The organism is Streptomyces violaceus (assembly GCF_036014075.1).
Lineage (GTDB): Bacteria > Actinomycetota > Actinomycetes > Streptomycetales > Streptomycetaceae > Streptomyces > Streptomyces violaceus.
Map to the genome: position 1 here is coordinate 4,239,359 of NZ_CP107911.1, position 18,784 is coordinate 4,258,142.

General features: G+C 69.6%; 19 protein-coding genes. 7 read left to right on the plus strand and 12 right to left on the minus strand.

What is annotated here, in order from left to right; all coding sequences use genetic code 11:
- Positions 1-53: 53 nt before the first annotated feature.
- Both OG542_RS18990 and OG542_RS18995 read right to left on the minus strand, forming a co-directional pair.
- A complete protein-coding gene (locus OG542_RS18990) occupies positions 54-2,090 on the minus strand; it encodes a flotillin family protein (RefSeq protein WP_328412401.1) in 2,037 nt (678 codons plus the stop codon).
- A gap of 118 nt (positions 2,091-2,208) precedes the next feature.
- Positions 2,209-2,625, minus strand: coding sequence for a hypothetical protein (locus OG542_RS18995; protein ID WP_328412403.1), 417 nt, complete (start codon positions 2,623-2,625; stop codon positions 2,209-2,211).
- Between the two features lie 247 nt (positions 2,626-2,872).
- On the opposite strand from OG542_RS18995, the gene OG542_RS19000 reads away from it, so the two are divergent.
- A complete protein-coding gene (locus OG542_RS19000) occupies positions 2,873-3,931 on the plus strand; it encodes a PucR family transcriptional regulator (RefSeq protein WP_328412405.1) in 1,059 nt (352 codons plus the stop codon).
- 19 nt (positions 3,932-3,950) lie between these two features.
- On the opposite strand, the gene OG542_RS19005 is transcribed toward OG542_RS19000, so the two are convergent.
- Positions 3,951-4,511, minus strand: coding sequence for a DM13 domain-containing protein (locus OG542_RS19005; RefSeq protein ID WP_311126866.1), 561 nt, complete (start codon positions 4,509-4,511; stop codon positions 3,951-3,953).
- Between the two features lie 459 nt (positions 4,512-4,970).
- On the opposite strand from OG542_RS19005, the gene OG542_RS19010 reads away from it, so the two are divergent.
- The gene (locus OG542_RS19010) at positions 4,971-6,506 is read left to right on the plus strand and encodes an alanine/glycine:cation symporter family protein (protein WP_328412407.1); all 1,536 of its coding nucleotides are present in this window, start codon (positions 4,971-4,973) and stop codon (positions 6,504-6,506) included.
- Between the two features lie 79 nt (positions 6,507-6,585).
- Here the strand turns inward: OG542_RS19010 and OG542_RS19015 are convergent, their stop codons facing one another.
- Positions 6,586-7,854, minus strand: coding sequence for a cation:proton antiporter (locus OG542_RS19015; RefSeq protein WP_328412408.1), 1,269 nt, complete (start codon positions 7,852-7,854; stop codon positions 6,586-6,588).
- A 253-nt stretch (positions 7,855-8,107) separates the two neighbouring features.
- Between OG542_RS19015 and nhaA the strand changes: the two genes are divergently transcribed.
- Positions 8,108-9,403, plus strand: coding sequence for a Na+/H+ antiporter NhaA (nhaA, locus tag OG542_RS19020; RefSeq protein WP_328412410.1), 1,296 nt, complete (start codon positions 8,108-8,110; stop codon positions 9,401-9,403).
- A 211-nt stretch (positions 9,404-9,614) separates the two neighbouring features.
- Here nhaA and OG542_RS19025 read toward each other — a convergent pair whose 3' ends face one another.
- The 3 genes from OG542_RS19025 to OG542_RS19035 all read right to left on the minus strand — a co-directional run bounded on the left by OG542_RS19025 (position 9,615) and on the right by OG542_RS19035 (position 12,060).
- On the minus strand, positions 9,615-10,706 hold the full coding sequence (locus OG542_RS19025; protein ID WP_328412412.1) for an SPFH domain-containing protein: 1,092 nt from the start codon (positions 10,704-10,706) through the stop codon (positions 9,615-9,617).
- Between the two features lie 29 nt (positions 10,707-10,735).
- On the minus strand, positions 10,736-11,173 hold the full coding sequence (locus OG542_RS19030) for an NfeD family protein (RefSeq protein WP_311126864.1): 438 nt from the start codon (positions 11,171-11,173) through the stop codon (positions 10,736-10,738).
- Positions 11,174-11,376: 203 nt separating this feature from the next.
- Positions 11,377-12,060 (minus strand): GntR family transcriptional regulator, encoded by a 684-nt coding sequence (locus tag OG542_RS19035; RefSeq protein WP_328412414.1) that lies wholly within the window; start codon positions 12,058-12,060, stop codon positions 11,377-11,379.
- Positions 12,061-12,166: 106 nt separating this feature from the next.
- On the opposite strand from OG542_RS19035, the gene OG542_RS19040 reads away from it, so the two are divergent.
- From OG542_RS19040 to OG542_RS19050, 3 genes are all read left to right on the plus strand, one after another.
- Positions 12,167-13,333: a mandelate racemase/muconate lactonizing enzyme family protein gene (locus OG542_RS19040; protein ID WP_328412416.1), complete on the plus strand. Its 1,167-nt coding sequence runs from the start codon at positions 12,167-12,169 to the stop codon at positions 13,331-13,333.
- Positions 13,334-13,815: 482 nt separating this feature from the next.
- Entirely contained in the window at positions 13,816-14,409 is a 594-nt protein-coding gene (locus OG542_RS19045) for a TetR/AcrR family transcriptional regulator (protein WP_328412418.1), read from the plus strand.
- 106 nt (positions 14,410-14,515) lie between these two features.
- Positions 14,516-15,250 (plus strand): NADPH-dependent F420 reductase, encoded by a 735-nt coding sequence (locus tag OG542_RS19050; RefSeq protein WP_328412420.1) that lies wholly within the window; start codon positions 14,516-14,518, stop codon positions 15,248-15,250.
- A 417-nt stretch (positions 15,251-15,667) separates the two neighbouring features.
- Here OG542_RS19050 and OG542_RS19055 read toward each other — a convergent pair whose 3' ends face one another.
- From OG542_RS19055 to OG542_RS19075, 5 genes are all read right to left on the minus strand, one after another.
- Positions 15,668-16,066, minus strand: coding sequence for a type II toxin-antitoxin system VapC family toxin (locus tag OG542_RS19055; RefSeq protein ID WP_328412422.1), 399 nt, complete (start codon positions 16,064-16,066; stop codon positions 15,668-15,670).
- Complete coding sequence (locus OG542_RS19060; RefSeq protein ID WP_328412424.1) at positions 16,063-16,344, minus strand: hypothetical protein; 282 nt, start codon at positions 16,342-16,344, stop codon at positions 16,063-16,065. Before OG542_RS19060 ends, OG542_RS19055 begins: the two co-directional genes overlap by 4 nt.
- A gap of 121 nt (positions 16,345-16,465) precedes the next feature.
- Complete coding sequence (locus OG542_RS19065; protein WP_311126856.1) at positions 16,466-16,909, minus strand: PIN domain-containing protein; 444 nt, start codon at positions 16,907-16,909, stop codon at positions 16,466-16,468.
- Positions 16,906-17,166, minus strand: a complete 261-nt coding sequence (locus OG542_RS19070; RefSeq protein WP_328412427.1) for a ribbon-helix-helix domain-containing protein — start codon at positions 17,164-17,166, stop codon at positions 16,906-16,908. The genes OG542_RS19065 and OG542_RS19070 overlap by 4 nt, the downstream gene beginning before the upstream one ends.
- A gap of 65 nt (positions 17,167-17,231) precedes the next feature.
- Entirely contained in the window at positions 17,232-17,384 is a 153-nt protein-coding gene (locus OG542_RS19075) for a hypothetical protein (RefSeq protein ID WP_311126855.1), read from the minus strand.
- A gap of 288 nt (positions 17,385-17,672) precedes the next feature.
- Between OG542_RS19075 and OG542_RS19080 the strand changes: the two genes are divergently transcribed.
- On the plus strand, positions 17,673-18,737 hold the full coding sequence (locus OG542_RS19080) for a YihY/virulence factor BrkB family protein (RefSeq protein ID WP_328417986.1): 1,065 nt from the start codon (positions 17,673-17,675) through the stop codon (positions 18,735-18,737).
- Positions 18,738-18,784: the final 47 nt, after the last annotated feature.

The following is an 18,784-nucleotide window of genomic DNA, read 5'->3' on the forward strand; positions in this document are numbered from 1 at the left end:
CGCGGTCCGGAGCCGCCGTCCCCTGTGCGGCGGCTCCGGACCGAGGTGGCGGGTCAGGCGTGGACGGCGCTGCCGTTCAGGGCGGTGAGCGGCTTGTCCGCCAGGCCCAGCTCGCCGGCCCTGTCGAGCAGCTGCTGGAGCTGCCCCGAGTCGGCCCCGCCGGTCTTCATCAGCTTCATCAGCAGCGCCGAGACGGTCAGGTTCTGCACGTCGGCTGTGGAGACCGAGCCGAGGATGCGGCCCAGGTCGTCGGTGAAGCTGGAGGTGCCGTCCAGCCAGGGCCGGGCCAGGGCCTGTGCGGTCTCGGAGTGCTGGACGAACCCGTCGACGCCCTTGCCGAGCGCGATGGAGGACATCAGCCGGTCGAAGAAGACCGACTCGCCGCCGACGATGCTGATGTCGGCGCTCTCCAGACCGGTGGCGAGCACCGTGGCCTGCGCCTCGGCGACCTGCCGCTGCACCTCGAGCCCGGCGAGGCGGATCTCCTTGTCCGCCTGTACGCGCAGCCGGTACTCCTCGTGCCCCCGTGAGGCGTCGTCGAGGGCGGCCATGGCGGCGGCCTTCTGGGTCAGGCCCTCCGCCTCGGCCTTGAGCTTCTCGCCGATGGCCGCGGCGTCCGCCAGGGCCTGGGCCTGCGCGCCTTCCGCCTCGGCCCGCAGCCGGGCCTCGGTGGCGGCGGCCTCCGCGCGGCCGGCCTTCTCGGTGACGTCGGCTTCCTTGTCCCGGACCTGGACGGCCGCGAGCCCTTCGGCGGCCGCCTCGGCCTGGATGCCCTCGGCGAGGCGGAGCTTGGCCTGCGCGTCGAGGTCGGCCGTCTTCAACCGGGCCTCGGCCAGCGTCAGTTCCTCGGCAGCGCGGTGCGTGGCGGCCTGCTCGGCGGCCTCTGCGGCCTTGATGTCCTTGACCAGCTTCTCCTGCGCCTCGGCCTCGGCCGCGATGATCACGGCCTGCCGCTGCCGCTCCGCCTCCTCCACGGCCCGCAGCTTCTTGATGGACTCCTCCTGCTCGGCGACCGTACGGTCCACGGCGACGCGCTCGCGGATGACCTCGGCGATGTCCCGCCTCTCCGCCTCGACCTCCTTCTCGGCGGCGATCCGGGTCAGCTGCGTCTCCCGTTCCCTGCCGATGACTTCGAGGAGCCGGTCCTTCTCGATGCGCTCGCTCTCGACGGCGATGACCCGCTCGCGGTTCTTCGCGGCGACGGCGACCTCGCGGGCCTGGTTCTCGCGCTGCACGCCGAGCTTCTCCTCGGTGGCCAGGAAGGCACCCTGGGCCCGCAGCCGCTCCTCCTCCACCACCCGCGCCGTCTCGGCCTCTTCCCGGGCCCGTACGGTCGCGATCTCGCGCTTCTGCTTGGTCTCCGCGTCCGCCTGCCGGCGCTCCAGCTCGAGGATGGCCTCGCGGGCGTCGACGTTCTGCCGGGTGATCTCCTTCTCCTCGGTGCGCCGCGCCTCGTTGGTACGCACGTGCTCCACGGCCGTCAACTCGGTGATCTTGCGGATGCCCTGGGCGTCGAGGACGTTGGCCGGGTCGAGCTGGGCGACCGGTGTCTGCTCCAGGTAGTCGATCGCCGCGTCCTCCAGGTGGTAGCCGTTGAGGTCGACGCCGATGACCTCAATGATCCGGTACCGCAGCTCCTCGCGCTTCGTGTACAGGTCGGTGAAGTCCAGTTGCTTGCCGACGGTCTTCAGCGCCTCGGAGAACTTCGCGTGGAACAGCTCCTGCAGTGTGTCCCGGTCGCTCGCCCTCGCGGTGCCGACGGCCTGCGCGACCTTGATGACATCCTCGACGGTCTTGCTGACCTTCACGAAGAACGTGATCCGGATGTCGGCGCGGATGTTGTCCTGGCAGATCAGACCGTCCTTCCCTGTCCGTGTGATCTCGATGGCCTTCACCGAGATGTCCATCACCTCGGCCTTGTGCAGCACGGGCAGCACGACCTGCCCGGTGAAGGTCACGTCGACCTTCCGCAGCTTGGAGACGATCAGCGCCTTGCCCTGCTCCACCTTGCGGAACAGCCGGGAGACGACCAGTACGGCGAGCAGGGTGACGGCGATGAGCACGCCGACGCCCAGGAGGATGACATTCATGGCATACGTCCTTGGGGCGTGAAGGAATCGAAGCGTGAGGGGGCCGGCGGCGAGTCCGGCGGGGTACTGCTCAGGCGGAGAACCGCTCAGGCGGAGCACTGCTCAGGCGGGGCACCGCTCAGGTGGCGTGGTCCACGTGCTCCCGTGCCTCGCCACGTTCGGGCGGGCCGGGTTCGTCGGGGAAGAGCCGGTGCAGGGGACGTACGAACAGGCAGGTCAGTCGCCATGCGACGGGCAGGGCCGCGACGGGCCAGACCATGCGCAGCAGCCCGGTGGCGGGACACGGCGGCGCGCACGCGGCCAGCAGGAGGACGCCTCCGACACTCAGGAGCCAGGCCACGGCCGTCAGCGTGGAGACGGCTACCGCGACAGGTACGCCGTCCATGCCCCAGGCACGGAGGTTCGCGTCCGCGTCGAAACTGCCGACCGAGGTGAAGCCCGCGGCGACGAGGAGCCAGAAGCACAGCACCACGACGAGGGCGGTGGTCAGGAGGATCGTGGGCGGGCCGGTGGCTGCCGAAAGCAACGTCCGCATGCCTAACCCCCGTCCCTTCCGCACTGCCCGTCAACCGTGCTCGGCGGCGCACCGCTCGCTCAGGGTTCCGGTGCCGGACACCTCTGCCGGTGTCCGGCACCGAATCCCCCGTAGTGCTCCCCGCGACCCATCCTGCATCGCAGGCGCACACCCACGCATTGCCGGTTCCCGGCAGTGTTGTCTAGGGTCTGCATGCCGGTCGGCCGCCAAGAAGCCGTCAGCGGCGCGTCAAGAACTCGGGGGCACCATGGCGGAGTTGGAGATTCCGGAGGAGTATCTGGCGGGCTATGCCCAGATACTGGCCGAGGTCGCGGCCACCGGCCGGCGTCTCACCCGGGAGGAACTCACCTCCCGTCGGGCGCTCGGGGAGCAGGCGGCTGACGCCGGGCACGGATTGCGGGCCCTGGTCAGCGCCCATCTGACCGCAGCGCGCGCGGCCTGGCCGGCCGGCCCCGCGTCGGCCGACAGTGCCCTGGCCGCCGTGCAGCAGGTGACGGATGCCTTCGCCGAGGGCTTCGAGCGGGCTCAGCGCCAGGCCGTACGCCAGGAGGAGGCCGCACGCCGCGAGTTCATCGACGACCTCCTCTACGGCCGCAGCGACCTCGGGCGCCTCGCCGAACGTGCTGAACGCTTCGGTCTGCGTCTCTCGCACGCCCATGCTGTCGCCGTCGCCGAGGGCCCGACCGCCTACGAGGAGGGCGATCCCGTCCCCCGCCAGGTGGAACGCGCCCTCATCTCCCGCTTCGGCGACCGCAGCATCCTGCTCACCACCAAGGACGGCCGGCTGCTGTGCATCGCCCCCGGCCCCCAGGAAGAGGTCCTCGCCCACTTCGCGAAGCATGCCCACGCCGCCACCGACGGCGGCCGGGTCGCCATCGGCCGTCCCCAGCCCGGCCCCGGCGGGGTCGTCCACTCCTACGAGGAGGCGCTCAACGCCCTGGAACTCGCCGAGCGCCTGGAACTGGAGGATCCGGTCCTGCGCGCCGCCGATCTGCTCGTCTACCCCGTCCTCACCCGCGACCGGCTGGCCATGGCCGAGCTCGTCCTCGCCACCCTCGGCCCGCTCACCACGGCCCGCGGTGGTGCCGAGCCCCTCCTGGACACCCTCACCGCCTACTTCGACTCCGGCTGCGTGGCCGCCGAGGCCGCTCGCCGTCTCACTCTCAGCGTGCGGGCCCTGACCTACCGGCTGGAACGCATCCACAAGCTCACCGGCGCCAACCCCGCCGATCCGTCCCACCGCTACATGCTGCAGACCGCGGTGATCGGAGCACGGCTGCTCGACTGGCCTGCACAGGACCTCTGACGCGCCCCCGTGGACGAGCTCAGGTGCGCGCCAGTTCGGCGGCGCCGAAGGACACGTCGAAGCGGTCGCACCAGATGCTCACGCTGGTGTACCGGGACGGGTCGACGTCGGCGGGCACGGCGTAGTTCTGACTCCCCTTGTTGCCCTTGAGCTTGCCGAGGCTGACGTACGCGCCGTCGTCGAAGACGTGCCAGCCGGCCCGCCCCTCCTTCACCGGCGCGTCGGTCAGCCACACGCGCAGATCCGGGCCGTTGCTGGTGTCGAGGTCCTCCAGCCGTACGACATGGGAGCCGTCGGGAAGGCGTACGAGCTTCACGCTGCCCGAGGTGGCGTGCTCGTGGCTGATCAATGCGCCGCCCGCCAGTGTCCGGGGCTGGGGAGCCGGGGAAGGCGACGCGGAGGGCGCTCCGGCCTCAGGCGCCGTCGGGGCCACGGCGCTGGGCAGGGCCTCCTGCACGGTTTCGTCCTGCCACAGCTTCCACGGCTGGAACCAGTACAGCCCGAGACCGACGCCTGCGACCGCTACCGTCAGCGCGCCGATGATCAGCGGCCTGCCCAGCGCCCTCCGCATACGTGCCATGCCCTGCCTCATTTCCTGAGAGCTTTCGTAGCTCCCCATTCAACGGGTCAGGAAGGCGTCATGACCCCCGCGAAAGATGACGGAACGCTTACGCCGCCGCGGCCATGGCCTAGGTGTGTGCACGCTCATTAGCTGTCCGGTGAACGGATCTCCGGCCCCGCATAACGGTCCGATATCGCTCGCTGGCGTTTTCGACCGTAACTGCGAGTCATGTGACTTGAGCCACTAAAGACATGGCAAAGGTCGTGGTACAACTGCGCAACTCCGCAGGTGGAACCGCTCGACACCACAGCGCGGAGCGGTCGGCATGCTCCGGCAGCAAGGCCCGGGTGATCACGATCCGCATCCAAGGACAGCCCACCCAGCGTCGCCGATCGGACAACGGCGTTCGTTCAGAGACCGCACATCAACCGGCGGCACTTCCCCGTGCCCCGGGCTCGCACCATCGAGGTAGCCACTGTGTCACTCGACTCTGTCACCCAGAACGTCGACGAAGCCGTCAGCGATTTCTTCGAACCGATAGCCAAGTGGCTCGGAGAAGTCGTCTTCTACGCGGTTCCCGTCGGCGGAACGGAACTTCCCCTCATCGTCGCCTGGCTCGTCGTCGCCGGTCTGGTCTTCACCGGCTGGTTCGGGTTCGTGCAGGTCCGCAAGTTCAGACTCGCGCTCGACGTGGTGCGCGGGAAGTACGACGAGAAGGGGTCGGCCGGCGAGGTCAACCACTTCCAGGCGCTGACCGCCGCCGTCTCCGGCACGGTCGGCCTCGGAAACATCGCGGGTGTGGCCGTCGCCGTCTCCTGGGGCGGCCCGGGCGCCACGTTCTGGATGATCCTGTGCGGCCTGCTCGGCATGGCCACCAAGTTCGTCGAGGTCACCCTCGGCGTGAAGTACCGCGAGGTGCACGCCGACGGCACGGTCTCCGGCGGCCCGATGCACTACCTGCCCAAGGGCCTCAAGGAGCGCTTCGGCAGCGGCGGCGCCAAGCTCGGCAAGGTGCTCGCCGTCCTCGCCTCGATCATGGTCCTCTTCTTCGGCCTGTTTGGCGGCAACCTGTTCCAGACCAACCAGAGCTACGCGCAGGTCGCCTCGACCTTCGGCGGCGAGGACGGCTTCCTGGCCTCCTCCGCCGGTGCCGTCCTCTTCGGCCTGGTCGTCTCCGCGCTGGTCGGCTTGGTGCTGCTCGGCGGCATCCGCTCCATCGCCTCGGTCACCAGCCGGCTGGTGCCCGCGATGGCCGGTATCTACATCGTGGCCTGCCTGGTCGTCATCCTGAGCAACGTCACCCACGTGCCGGACGCCTTCCAGACCATCCTGCAGGGCGCCTTCGAGGCCGACGGCGTCGTCGGCGGTGTGCTCGGTGCCCTGATCATCGGTTTCCAGCGCGCCGCGTTCTCCAACGAGGCCGGTCTCGGCTCCGCCCCGATCGCCCACTCCGCGGTCAAGACCAAGCACCCCGCCAGCGAGGGTCTGGTCGCCCTGCTGGAGCCGTTCATCGACACGGTCGTCATCTGCACCATGACCGCGCTGACCATCGTCATCGCCGACCCGGCCAGCTGGGGCGAGGCCCGCGAGGGCAAGGACATCGGCGGCGTCACCATCACCTCCGACGCCTTCGAGACCGTACTGCCCTGGTTCCCGGCCGTGCTCACCGTCGCGGTGCTGCTGTTCGCCTTCTCCACGATCCTGACCTGGGGCTACTACGGCCTCAAGGCCTGGTCGTACCTGTTCGGCAAGAGCAAGGCCAGCGAGACCGTCTTCAAGGTCGTCTGGAGCCTGTTCGTGGTCCTGGGCGCCCTGATGTCCCTCGACTCGCTGATCAGCCTCGCCGACTCCGCGCTCTTCCTGCTGTCGGTCTTCAACATCATCGGCCTGTACCTGCTCGCCCCTGTCGTCAAGCGCGAGCTCAACTCCTTCCTGGAGTTCGTCCGCGCCCGCAAGGCCGGTGAGATCGGCGACGACGACGAAGACGAGGAGTCGGCGAAGACCACCGTCTGACCGCCCCCGGCGGCCCGGCTCCTGTACGGGCCCGTACTCACCTCGCGCCTTGGTGGGTACGGGCCCGTACGTCTGCCGCCTACGACCGGCCGCCGAGCTGCGCCCCGTCGCGCCGCCGGTCCAGGTATCCGATGGCCGGGGTCGCCATGACTCCGTGCAGCACCACCGAGATCACCACGGTGAGGGCCACGGTCGCCCACAGTTCCCGTCCCAGCCCGCCGAAGGAGTCCTGCCCCAGGGCGTAGGACAGGTAGAAGAGCGAACCGATGCCCCGGATCCCGAACAGGGCGACCACGGCACGCTCCTTCTTCCCCATGGCGGTCCGTACCTGTGCCAGCCACCCGGTCAGCGGCCGTACGACCATGAGCACAAGGATCGCGACCACCGCGCCCGTCAGCGTCAGGGCGGACAGGGCGCCGGCCACCAGGTAGCCGCCGAGCAGGAACAGCAGGACGGCCGTGAGCAACCGCTCGATCTGCTCGGTGAACTCGTGCAGCACCTTGTGATAGCCGTGGCTGCGCTCGGCGGCCCGGATGACGCAGGCGGTCACGAACACGGACAGGAAGCCGTAGCCGTGCAGCACCTCGGCGATGCCGTACGACACGAAGGTGGCGCCCAGCGCCACGAAGCCCTCCATGTGCTCGGACAGCCGCAGCGCGGAGGCGCGAACCCGGAAGAACATCCACCCCAGCAACCAGCCGACCCCACCCCCGACGGCCAGCCCCACAGCGCACTTGCCCAGCAGGTCGGTCAGCGCCCACGAACCGATCCAGTCCGCCGACCACCCCGTCCCGGCCGCCGCGGCGAGGGCGATGGCCGCGTAGACGAACGGAAAGGCGAGTCCGTCGTTCAGCCCGGCCTCACTGGTCAGGGAGAACCGCACCTCGTCCTCGTCGCGCTCGGTACCGAGCGGCTCGCCCACGCGCACCTCACCGGCCAGCACGGGATCCGTGGGCGCGAGCACGGCCCCCAGCAGCAGAGCGGCAGCGGGCGGCCAGTCGAGCAGCCCCCAGGCCAGCAGGGCGACGACCGCCACGGTCAGCGGCATCGTGATGCCCAGCAACCGCCACGTAGTGGACCACCGGCGCCATCCGAAGGGCCGGTCGATGGCGAGCCCCGCGCCCATCAGCGACACGATCACACACACCTCGGTGGTGTGCTCGACCCACAGGCGATCACGCACGGGGTCCACGGCCGGCACGCCCACCGGCAGCAACTGGATCAGAACCCCCGCGGCGAGGAAGACCATGGGCAGGGACAACGGCCGCTTGGACACCACCCGGGGCAGCACGGCCGCCCCTAGCGCCCCCAGCCCCAGACAGACGTAGACCACGTCCGAAAGCGTCACTGCGACCTCCTGCCCGACGCGATCACTCCCAGGCCACGTGTGTACCCCGTCCGCACCGGCGCCTCGCCCGAGTAGGTCCGCAGATGCTCGCTGCCTGCCCGTTTGCGGCGGACGAGACGGGGGTGGGCCGCCGGGCCCGCTGCGGTTAGGGTGTGCAGAACGCGTCAAGAAGGGCGCGGGGTGTGCCGGGAAGTCTGGTCGGCGTCCGTAGGGCCGTGTGCCCATTTCGCCGATATTCCGGAGGTTCGCCGCCTTGGCCGCCACCCCGCCCCGCACTCCGTTCCTCGGTCTCCTCTCCTGGCCCGAACGACAGGCAGTGGCCCGCGCCCTGCGCACCGAGACGGTGGGCGGCCTCGTCCTGCTGGCCGCCGCGGTGGTCGCGCTGGTGTGGGCGAACACTCCGCTGAGCAGCGCGTACACCACCATCCGCGACTTCCACTTCGGGATACCCGCGCTGGGACTGGACCTCTCGGTCGGCCACTGGACGTCCGACGGGCTGTTGACCGTCTTCTTCCTGGTCGCCGGGATCGAGCTGAAGCGGGAACTGGTCGTCGGCTCGCTGCGCACCCCGGCGACGGCGGCGCTGCCCGTCATCGCCGCCGTGTGCGGCATGGCCGTACCCGCCGCCTTCTACGCCGTCACGGTCGCGGCCGGCGGCGGCAGCATGGACGGCTGGGCGGTGCCGATGGCCACCGACATCGCCTTCGCCTTGGCGGTCCTCGCGGTCATCTCCACCCACCTGCCGACCGCCCTTAGGGCCTTCCTGCTGACCCTCGCGGTGGTCGACGACCTCGGCGCGATTCTGATCATCGCCCTCTTCTTCACCGCGGACCTCAACTACTGGGCGCTGGCGGGCGCGTTTGCCGGGCTGGTCGTCTTCTACGTGTTGCAGAGGCAGCGCGTGAAGGGCTGGTGGTGGTATGTGCCGCTCGGGGTTGCGATCTGGGCGCTGCTGTACAACGGCGGCATCCACGCCACCGTCGCCGGGGTCGCCATGGGCCTGATCCTGCGCACGGTCCGCGACCGGGACGAAGAGGAAGCACCCGCGGAACGCACCGGGCATCTGCTGCACCCCCTCTCCGCCGGCGTGTGCGTGCCGCTGTTCGCGCTGTTCGCCGCCGGGGTCAGCGTGTCCGGCGACGCGCTGGGCAAGGTGTTCACGACCCCCGAACCCCTCGGCGTGATCGCCGGGCTGGTCGCGGGCAAGATTCTCGGGATCTTCGCCGGAACCTATCTCGCCGCCCGCTTCACCCGTGCTCGGCTCAATCCGGACCTGGCCTGGGCCGACGTCTTCGCTCTCGCGACCCTGGCCGGAATCGGCTTCACGGTCGCCCTGCTCATCGGCGAGCTGGCCTTCCCCGGCACGGCCGTCGGCGAGCACGTCAAGGCCGCCGTCCTGATCGCCTCGCTCACCGCCGCCCTGCTGGCCGCCCTGCTCTTGCGCCGCAGGAACGCTGTCTACCGGCGCCTGTACGAGGAAGAGAACCTCGACGAGGACGCCGACGGCATCCCTGACATCTACCAGCGCACCGAATCGCGCGGCGCATGACCTGGCCACCACCGCGCCGTCGCCTGCTCACCGCGGCGGCGGCACTGCTGTTCTGCATTCCGGCCACCATGGCCGCCGTGTAGATCGCCGCGCCGCGGCAGGACGTGCCGACGCCGGCTTCGCAGCGGCCTTCGGGCGCGACAAACGTGCCCGGTCCTCCCGAGGGGCCGGGAAGCCCCACGGCGTTCCTCGGCGACAACCGAAGGTGGGCTCAACCGCGGGGCGTCTGCCCGCGGCGTGGCGTCTGGGGCGACTTCGCGGCCTCCGCCTCCGCCTTGGCGTCGCTCACCGCGGCGGCGGCCTGCTTCTCGGCCTCGTCGGCCGCCGCGGCAGCGTCGGACGAAGCCGTCCAGCCCGCGTCGAGCTCCGGAGTCCGGCCCTCGTCCGGAGTGTGGTCAGCGCCGGCGCCGGCTGCTTCCTCGGGTCGCGCCGCCGGCTGATCACCGAACGCACGGGTGACGGTCCGAACTGCCTCGGTCAGTTCCCCAGGGATCACCCAGAACGTGTTGTTGTCGCTGCTTGCCAAGTGGGGCAGCGTCTCCAGGTACTTGTAGGCCAGGATCTTCGGGTCGGCGTTGTTGCGATGGACGGCCTGGAAGACGAGCTCCACCGCCTTCGCCTCACCGTCCGCCCGCAGGATCATGGCTTGTTGCGTTCCCTGCGCCTCCAGGATGTCCTTCTGCTTCGTACCCTCCGCTGTGAGGATCTTGGCTTGCCGCTCCCCTTCGGCGTGCAGGATGGCCGCGCGCTTGTCACGCTCGGCCCGCATCTGCTTCTCCATCGCCTCCTTGATGGTGTGCGGTGGATCGATGGCCTTGATCTCGACGCGGTTGACCCGGATGCCCCACTTGCCGGTCGCGTCGTCGAGGACGGCGCGCAGCCGGGAGTTGATCTCCTCGCGCGAGGTGAGGGTCTCTTCCAGGTCCATGCTGCCGATGACGTTCCGGAGCGTGGTCACGGTGAGCTGATCGATCGCGTGCAGGTAGTCGGCGACCTCGTAGGCCGCCGACCGTGGGTCGGTGATCTGGTAGTAGAGCACGGTGTCGATGTTCACCACGAGGTTGTCCTCGGTGATCACCGGCCTGGGGTCGGACGAGTAGACCTGCTCGCGGACGTCGAGTTTGGTGTTGATGCGGTCCGCCACCGGCACGACCAGGTTCAGACCGGGCTGCAGCGTCCGGCGGTAGCGGCCGAACCGCTCGATGTTGTAGCGGCGCGCCTGCGGGACGATCCGCACGCTGGAGGCCACGAGGAAGACGACGACGATGGCCGCGACAAGGGCTAGGACGACAACTGGTTCCACAGTGCCTCCGTTGCTAAGTGTTCAGCCGTTCACGGAAGGAGCTCGCGGGGGTAGACGACGGCCGTGGCGCCTTCGATCTCCATGACGTCCACCAGCGCTCCCACCGGGATCACAAGGCTTTCGTCGAAGGCGCGGGCGGACCATTCCTCGCCGGACAGTTTGACCAGGCCACGGGTCGCGGTGACCTCCTGCATGACCTCGGCGCGTTTGCCGATCAGCGCGTCGCTGCCCTCGTGTGTGAGGGGTTGCTGCTCCATGTGCCGCAGCGCGATGGGACGGACGATGAAGAGGCCCGCTGCCGCCGCCGCGCCCAGGGCCAGCAGCTGACCGAGAAGGCCGATGCCCACACCGGCGACCACGGCGGCAACCAACGCGGCACCGGCCAGCAACCCGAAGACCAGTGTCAGAGTGAAGAACTCCGCGGCACCCAGTGCCGCGGCGGCGAGCAGCCATACGAACCACGGCATCGAATCGCCCTCCTTCAGGGGCCTTCTTCCTCCAAGCTACCGCCCGGACACGCCGGGCAGAACCGACACGGCACCTGTGGTTCCTGATCGTGGGCGCCTGCCCGGCGGGCGGACAAGGGCGTCCGGACCGGAGCCGTGGCACCCCGCCCCGCCCCGTCGAGGGTCCATGCGCGAGCGGAACGGGCACTCCGGATCGGCCCGGGTCACGTCACGCGATTGCCCTCGCGGTCTTCGAGGGCGCTGATGGCGGTGGCGGTGAGGCTGTGGGTGATGTGGCCTCGCATCAGCTGGGCGGCTTCGGCGGCGCGGCCGTCCACGATGAGGGAGACGAGTTGGTGGTGTTCCTGTAGGTCCCGGGTGCGGGGTTCGTCACCGGGCGGGAGTTCGAGGCCGAGGCGCCGGTAGCGGTCGGACTTGTCCCACAGGTCGTCCAGGAGACGGATGAGGACGTCGTTGTGCGAGGCCCGGTACAGCGCCTGGTGGAAGGCGCGGTGGGCCGTGAGTGCTTCTTCCCCCCATTGGCGGGTGACGGGGAGGAGCTTGTCGACGGCGGCCCGCATCGTGGCGATGTCGTCGTCGGTCCGTCGCTGGGCGGCGAGTTCGGCGGCGGTCGGGTCCAGGGACAGGCGGACTTCGAAGAGCTGGCGGGCCTCGTTCGAGTTCATGACGGAGACCCGGACGTCGCGGTGGGTGTCGACGGTGACGAGTCCCTCGCTGCTGAGGCGGCGGATGGCCTCGCGCAGGGGCGTGATGCTCATGTTGAGGGACTCGGCGAGGTCGTACTGGGCGAGCCGTGACCCGGCAGGAAGCGTGCCGAAGAGGATCCGATCGCGGAGTTCCGCGTAGGCGAGGTCGCTCTTGCTGAAGAACAGGTTCTGCCCTGCCATGGCCCCCTGACCGTTCCTTCCCGGAGGTTGCCCCCCTTGACATCCCGCAGCGGACCGGCTCAGCCTAACAGCCGTCACATCTTATAAGATATGAGAAAGGCCCGCAGTGAAGATCACCAACGTCTACGAGGGCGTCGTTCCGATCAGCTCCTCGATCCGCAACGCCTGGATCGACTTCAGCTCCATGGACTGTTCGATCGTGGCGATCGAGAGCGACGTCATCCGGGACGGCAAGCCCGTGGTGGGCTACGGCTTCAACTCCAACGGCCGCTACAGCGCCGGAGAGATCCTGCGCCGCCGGGTCCTGCCCCGCCTCCTCGAGGCCGAGCCCGGCGGCCTGCTCGACGAGCGGGGCGGCCTGGACCACGCCAAGGCGTGGGACGTGATGATGAACAACGAGAAGCCCGGCGGGCACGGCGAGCGCTCGGTCGCGGTCGGCGTGGTGGACATGGCCCTGTTCGACCTGGCCTCCAAGATCGAGGGCAAGCCGCTGTACCGGTACCTGTCCGAGCGCTACGGCGACGGGCAGCCCGACGACTCCGTCTTCGTCTACGCCGCCGGCGGCTACTACGCCCCGGGCAAGACCCTCGCCGACCTTCAGGACGAGATGCGCGGCTTCCTCGACCTGGGCTACGACGTCGTCAAGATGAAGATCGGCGGCGCCGGCCTGGCGGAGGACCTGCGCCGCATCGAGGCCGTCATCGACGTCCTGGACGGCGACGGCTCCCGGCTGGCCGTCGACGTCAACGGCCGCTTCGACCTCCACACGGCCCTGGAGTACGGGAGGGCCATCGAGCCCTACGGGCTGTTCTGGTACGAGGAGATCGGCGACCCGCTCGACTACCACCTCAACGCCACCGTCGCCGAGCACTACACCGGCCCCATCGCCACCGGCGAGAACCTCTTCTCCCTCCAGGACGCCCGCAACCTGATCCGCTACGGCGGCCTGCGCCCCGACCGCGACACCATCCAGGTCGACCCCGCGCTCTCCTACGGTCTGGTGGAGTACCTGCGCATCCAGGACATGCTCCGTCAGCACGGCTGGTCATCGAGGCGCTGCATCCCGCACGGCGGGCACCAGTTCTCCCTGCACATCGCGGCCGCCCTCAAGCTCGGCGGCAACGAGTCCTACCCGGGCGAGTTCCAGCCCACCGGCGGCTTCGCCGACGACGCCGTCGTCGAGAAGAGCCGCGTCGGCCTGACCGACACCCCCGGCATCGGCTTCGAGAGCCAGGCCGCCTTCCACAAGGTGCTGCGCGCCCTGCACAGCTGACCGCCACCCCACCGCGGACGCGCCCGCCACCGGGCGGGCGCCGCCTGGCGCAGGCTCCGCGACCGGACAGAGGCCGGCGTCCTGTCGGCCGGCGCCGCCGGATACGGGCGCCACACACGAGATCGGGGGCGCGCGAGCCGCGTCGCGTCCCCCGCACCCCCCACGGGACAGGCCTCTCCCGCCCCTGTGCGGGCGCCCCTACGGTCGAAGCCGCGGGCGCTCACCGGTCCGACGTAACCAAGGAGCGAGACCCCATGAAGATGACCGGCAACACGATCCTGATCACCGGCCCCGGCACGGAGAGCCACAGCAAGCTCGAACTGCTCTCCGTCCTAGGGCAGCAGCAGCTCACCCCCTAGGCGCTTCATCTCCGTGATCGGGCCGCCGGTTGACCGGAGGTCCCCTCCGTTTTACTCTCCCATACATACGGAGGCAGCATCCGCTTTGATGCGGCCGCAGGATCACGACAGGCAGGAGGGCACATGAGCGCCGGCGAACAGCGAGGACGCAAGCCCCGCGCGGACGTCCAGCGCAACCGCGCGGCCCTCCTGGAGACCGCGCAGCGTCACTTCCTGCAGCACGGGGTCGGCACCTCCCTCGAGGCGGTCGCCAAGGAGACAGGCGTCGGGCCCGGCACCCTGTACCGGCACTTCCCCACCCGGGAAGCGCTGCTGGCGGCTGTGCTGCAGACACGCTCCGAGGAGCTGGTGGCCCGCCAGGCGGACATCGACCAGCTCGACGACCCGGCCGAGGCGCTGGAGCAGTGGCTGCGGGCGATGGAGGAGTACTTCAGCGCCTTCAGCGGGCTGCCGGACCCGCTCATGGCCGCGGCCCGGGCTCAGGAGCCGGACAACCCGCTCACGATTCCCTGCGACATCCTCATCTCCGCCACCGATCAGTACGTGCGAGCCGCGCAGCTCGCGGGGCGCGTGCGCGCGTCGGTGCGGGGGAACGACCTGTTTCTCGCGGCCTGTTCCATTGCCTGGATCAAGGGCAACGGCGCCGAGGAGGAGTCGCTCGACCGGCTCCGCATGCTCATCGCGAGCGGCTACCGCCAGCAGGACACCCAGGCGTAAAACGCCAGGCCCCCGGCCCCGACCCCCGCAACGCCAGGTGACACCCGCACCCAGCCATCACATGGTGCTGCCCTCAGGGGCGGCACAACCTCCCAAGGGACAAATCATGAAAATTACTGTCATAGGCGCCGGCGCCATCGGCGGGAATCTCGCTGCCAAGCTCAGCACGGCCGGTCACGACGTCCAGGTGGCCGACGCCCGCGGCCCGGAGGCCGTCCGGGCGGAAGTGCTGGAGTCCGGGGCCCGCGCGGCGGAGATGGCCGACGCCGTCCAGGGCCGGGACGTCATCGTCCTGGCCATCCCCTTCGGGGTGGCGGGGAAGCTGGCCGGCCCGTTCGCCTCGGTCCCCGCCGAGACGGTGGTCATCGACACCTCGAACTACTATCCGCACCTCAGCGGGCAGATCGAGGCCGTGGACAACGGCGAGGTCGAGAGCGTGTGGAACGCCGAGCAGCTGGGGCGCCCCGTGGTCAAGGCGTGGAACGCCGCCCTGGCTGAGACCCAGCGGACCCGGGGCGTTCCGGCCGGAACGCCCGGCCGCCTCGCCATCCCCGTCGCCGGCGACACCGAGGAGGCGCGGCGCGTGGCGATGCGGCTCGTGGACGACACCGGCTTCGACCCCTACGACGCCGGCACGCTGGCCGACTCCTGGCGCCAGCAGCCGAACAGCCCCGCCTACTGCACCGAGCTGACCCTCGACGAGCTGCCGGCGGCCCTGGCCGCGGCAGACCGCGCCAAGGACGCCCGCATCCGCGACAGCGTGCCGGAACGCTTCGCCGCCCTCGGTGCCGATCCCACCCTGGAGGACGTCGTCGAGATGAACCGCGCCGCCCACCGCTGAGTCACCCGACGCGGCTCTCGTGCACGCAACGGCACGAGGGCGGCAGCGTCGGCACGCCACGACCACACAAGACGAACACGAAGAGCGCGCAGTCCCCCGCGCTGCGGCCTGCGGTCTCGGCACGCCGCTGCCCGCGGGCATCCGCATGCCTGCCGATACCCGCAACGGTGCGTCCCGCGCCCGGCCCTTACGTCAGCTGCCTCGTCGCATGGCCTGCCGTACTGCGCTGCGCGGGAGCAGCCGTGGCGGCGGCTGTGGCGGTGACTGCGCGCCATGGAGAGGAACCGCCTTGCCCGGCACCGCATCACCCTTCACCGACTCGCCCGCTCCCGACGCTCTCCCCGGCGGTTCCTGCCCCCGCCCTGTCCCCTTCGGACATCCGCGGCGGCGAGCGCCGTCTCTACGAGGCGCCTCGGCTCAGACCTTCTCCGCACTCAGGCGCTGATGCTCGGCAGTGAGCAGCCTGATGTCTTCCACATCGGAGGTCAAGATCGTTACTTTGCCGGGATGCTGCAGGGCGGTCGCGCACAGTATGGCGTCGATGGCGTACTTGTGGCCGTGCAGCCCCGCCACACGCAGCAGAGCGGCAGCGGATTGCGCGACGGTTTGGGTCACCGGCTCGACGCTCAGGCGGGACAGGGTCCACCTCAGTGCTGCGTCGTGGATCTTCGGGTGGATCACCTCGACCAGCACGGCGGCCGAGGTGATCACTGGCAGGTCCGCGTCGCGAGCCGCCGTCAGCCACTCGTGGATTTCCCGATCACGCTGTACGGCCTTCGCCAGGCTCTCACTGTCCAGGACCAGGGCACCGCTCACGCGGCCGCCCCAGCGTTCGAGGCACCACCCGTCAGCTGGGCGCGCTTGGCCGCCACGGCCTCGGGGTCGGCCGGGCCGTGCACCTTGTCGAAGTCCGCGATCAGCTCGTCCAGGTTGTCGCGCTCGATCTGGCGCTGGGCCGCCTTCTCCAGGTAAGCCGAGACACCTCGCTTGCCGACCCGCTCGCGGATGGCTTGCAGAGTTCCGGCGGTCAGGGTGACGGAGATACCACTGGTGGGGCCGTCGCCGGGCGGGAAGTCAGTGTCGTCATCAGTCACACGTCGAGTATGCCATTGAATATGGCATAGCGTCGGCGGGTGCACGGGGTTCCGACAGGATGACGGAGGAACGGCTACCGAAGTCCATTTTCAGCAGGGACTTCGAACCCGGCAGCCCTCGTCACAGCGGCAGATCATCGGGCAGGACGCGAAATGCCTTGTGCCGGCCGAGAGGGCGTACGGCACGGAAGTCGCGCCGGTCGAGGGTGAGGATCGCATCGGTGTCATAGTCCGCGGCCAGCGCCACGTTCACCGCATCGGCGAGGTCCAGATCCAGTGCGCCGTAGCGGACGCGGACAGACTGGGCGGCGCCCAGGTGGCCCTCCGTGATCTCGGGCATGACGACCCGGCCCCGGCTCATCCAACGCCGGAGGTCATCGACCGCACTGACGGCGGCCTCGCGCCCGAGCTCGCGCGTAGCCACGTGATCGAGTTCCGCCAGCAGGAGCGGGGACATGATCAGGAGTCCGGCGGACATGATCGCCTCATTTGCCGCCTCATGCTCTGGGTGCGCCGAGTCGAGCGCGGCCAGGAGACCGGAGGTATCTGCGATGACGATGATCACGCGGCAGTTCCGGAGCCCGTCTCGCGACGGACAGCGTCGGCGACCGCGTCACGGACCTCGGCCCTGGACGGCGTACGGCCCGACCCCTCGAAGGAGCGCGAGAACAACGGCTCGTCCCACACCCGGTTCGCCATCGCCGCGAGGTGAATCCCCTGCCGGATGATCTCGGCCTCGCTTATGCCGCGACGCTTGGCCGCCTCCTTGATGATCGCCAGGTCCTCGGGGTCGGCGTAGACGTTCGTGCGCTTCAGAGACATGTACCAAGAGTAGTCCATGTACCAGATTGGTGTATATCACTGCCCTTCCCTGAGTGCGATGAAGCTCAGGCGTTGGCGTGGTGGCGCCAAGCCGTCTTCCGCGGGGCGGCGTGGTGCACGGGCTCACCCGAACCGGCAGCCTGTTGCCGCCACAGCCACAGGGACGCCATGGACAGCAGCATGGTGAAGACCAGCAGCAACACCACCGCTATCCACATTTGCCGGCTTCCGGGGTCCACCCATCCCGCCGATACGGCCGAAGCAGCCCACAAGGCGGCGCCCCCGGCGTAAAAGGTGCGGATCCTGCGCAGCTGCCGCAGGGCTCGTACGGATTCAGCGTGATCAGTTTCCGGTGCCATGCCGACGCAGGTACCCCCATACGCGCCCTCCATCAACCCTCGGCGAAGTTTCCGGGGCTCAAGCAGCCAGGCACTAGAGCATCGAAAAGCCGCATGGCGGGACATTATGTCGTGAATGGTGTACGTGAGACCGGATACCCGCCGGGCATGGTGCGGACACTGAGACGGCACGGAAAGCACGGCGGGCACGCCACGGTCGGCCACGAGGCTGAGGCCGGGCGGGGGACGAGCCCCGGGCCGGACGAGCAGGTGGAGGAGCGGGCGCCCGACAGGCTGAAGGACCTGCCCAAGGGCTCCTGGAAGGAGGTACTGAAAGGTTCCCTGAAAGAGTTCAAGAAGGATGAGCTGGCCGACCGGGCCGCGGCGCTGACCTACTTCGGGATCCTGGCTCTGTTTCCGGCGCTGCTGGCTCTCGTGTCGTTGCTGGGGATAGTGGGCCAGTCGGCGACGCAGCAGGTGCTGGACAACATCGGGAAGCTCGCCCCGGGTGCCGCGCGGGACGTCCTCAACAATGCGGTGCAGCAGATGCAGGGCAATGCCGGTCTCGGCTCGATCATGGCGATCGTGGGTCTGGTGCTCGCGGTGTGGTCGGCATCCGGCTATGTCGCCGCGTTCATCCGCAGCGCGAACGCGGTCTACGAGGTCCCCGAGGGCCGACCGGTGTGGAAGGTGTTGCCGGTCCGGCTCGGAGTGACCGTGGCCTTGATGGTGCTGGCCGTGGCCAGTGCGGTGATCGTGGTGTTCACCGGCGGCCTGGCCCGCCAGGTCGGCACCGCGCTGGGGCTCGGGGACACGTTTCTGACGGTGTGGTCGATCGTGAAGTGGCCGGCGTTGCTGCTCCTGGTCACGGTCATGATCGCGCTTCTGTACTGGGCGACGCCGAACGCGAAGGTCCGCGGTTTCCGCTGGATCACGCCGGGCAGCTTCCTGGCGCTGGTGATCTGGATGATCGCCTCGGCCGGGTTCGCGCTGTACGTGGCGAATTTCGCCTCGTACAACAAGACCTACGGCACGTTCGCCGGCGTGATCATTTTCTTGGTGTGGCTGTGGATCACGAACCTGGCGATCCTGCTCGGCCTGGAGTTCGACGCCGAGCTGCATCGCCAGCGTGCCGTCGCGGGCGGCCATCCGGCCGATGCCGAACCGTACGTCCAGCCGCGCGACACCCGGAAGTGGGACGAGGAGGACCACCGCCGGCTTGAATCCGATTGAGGCCGGACCGCGAGACGGCGATCACCGCACCACCAGGCGGTGATCGC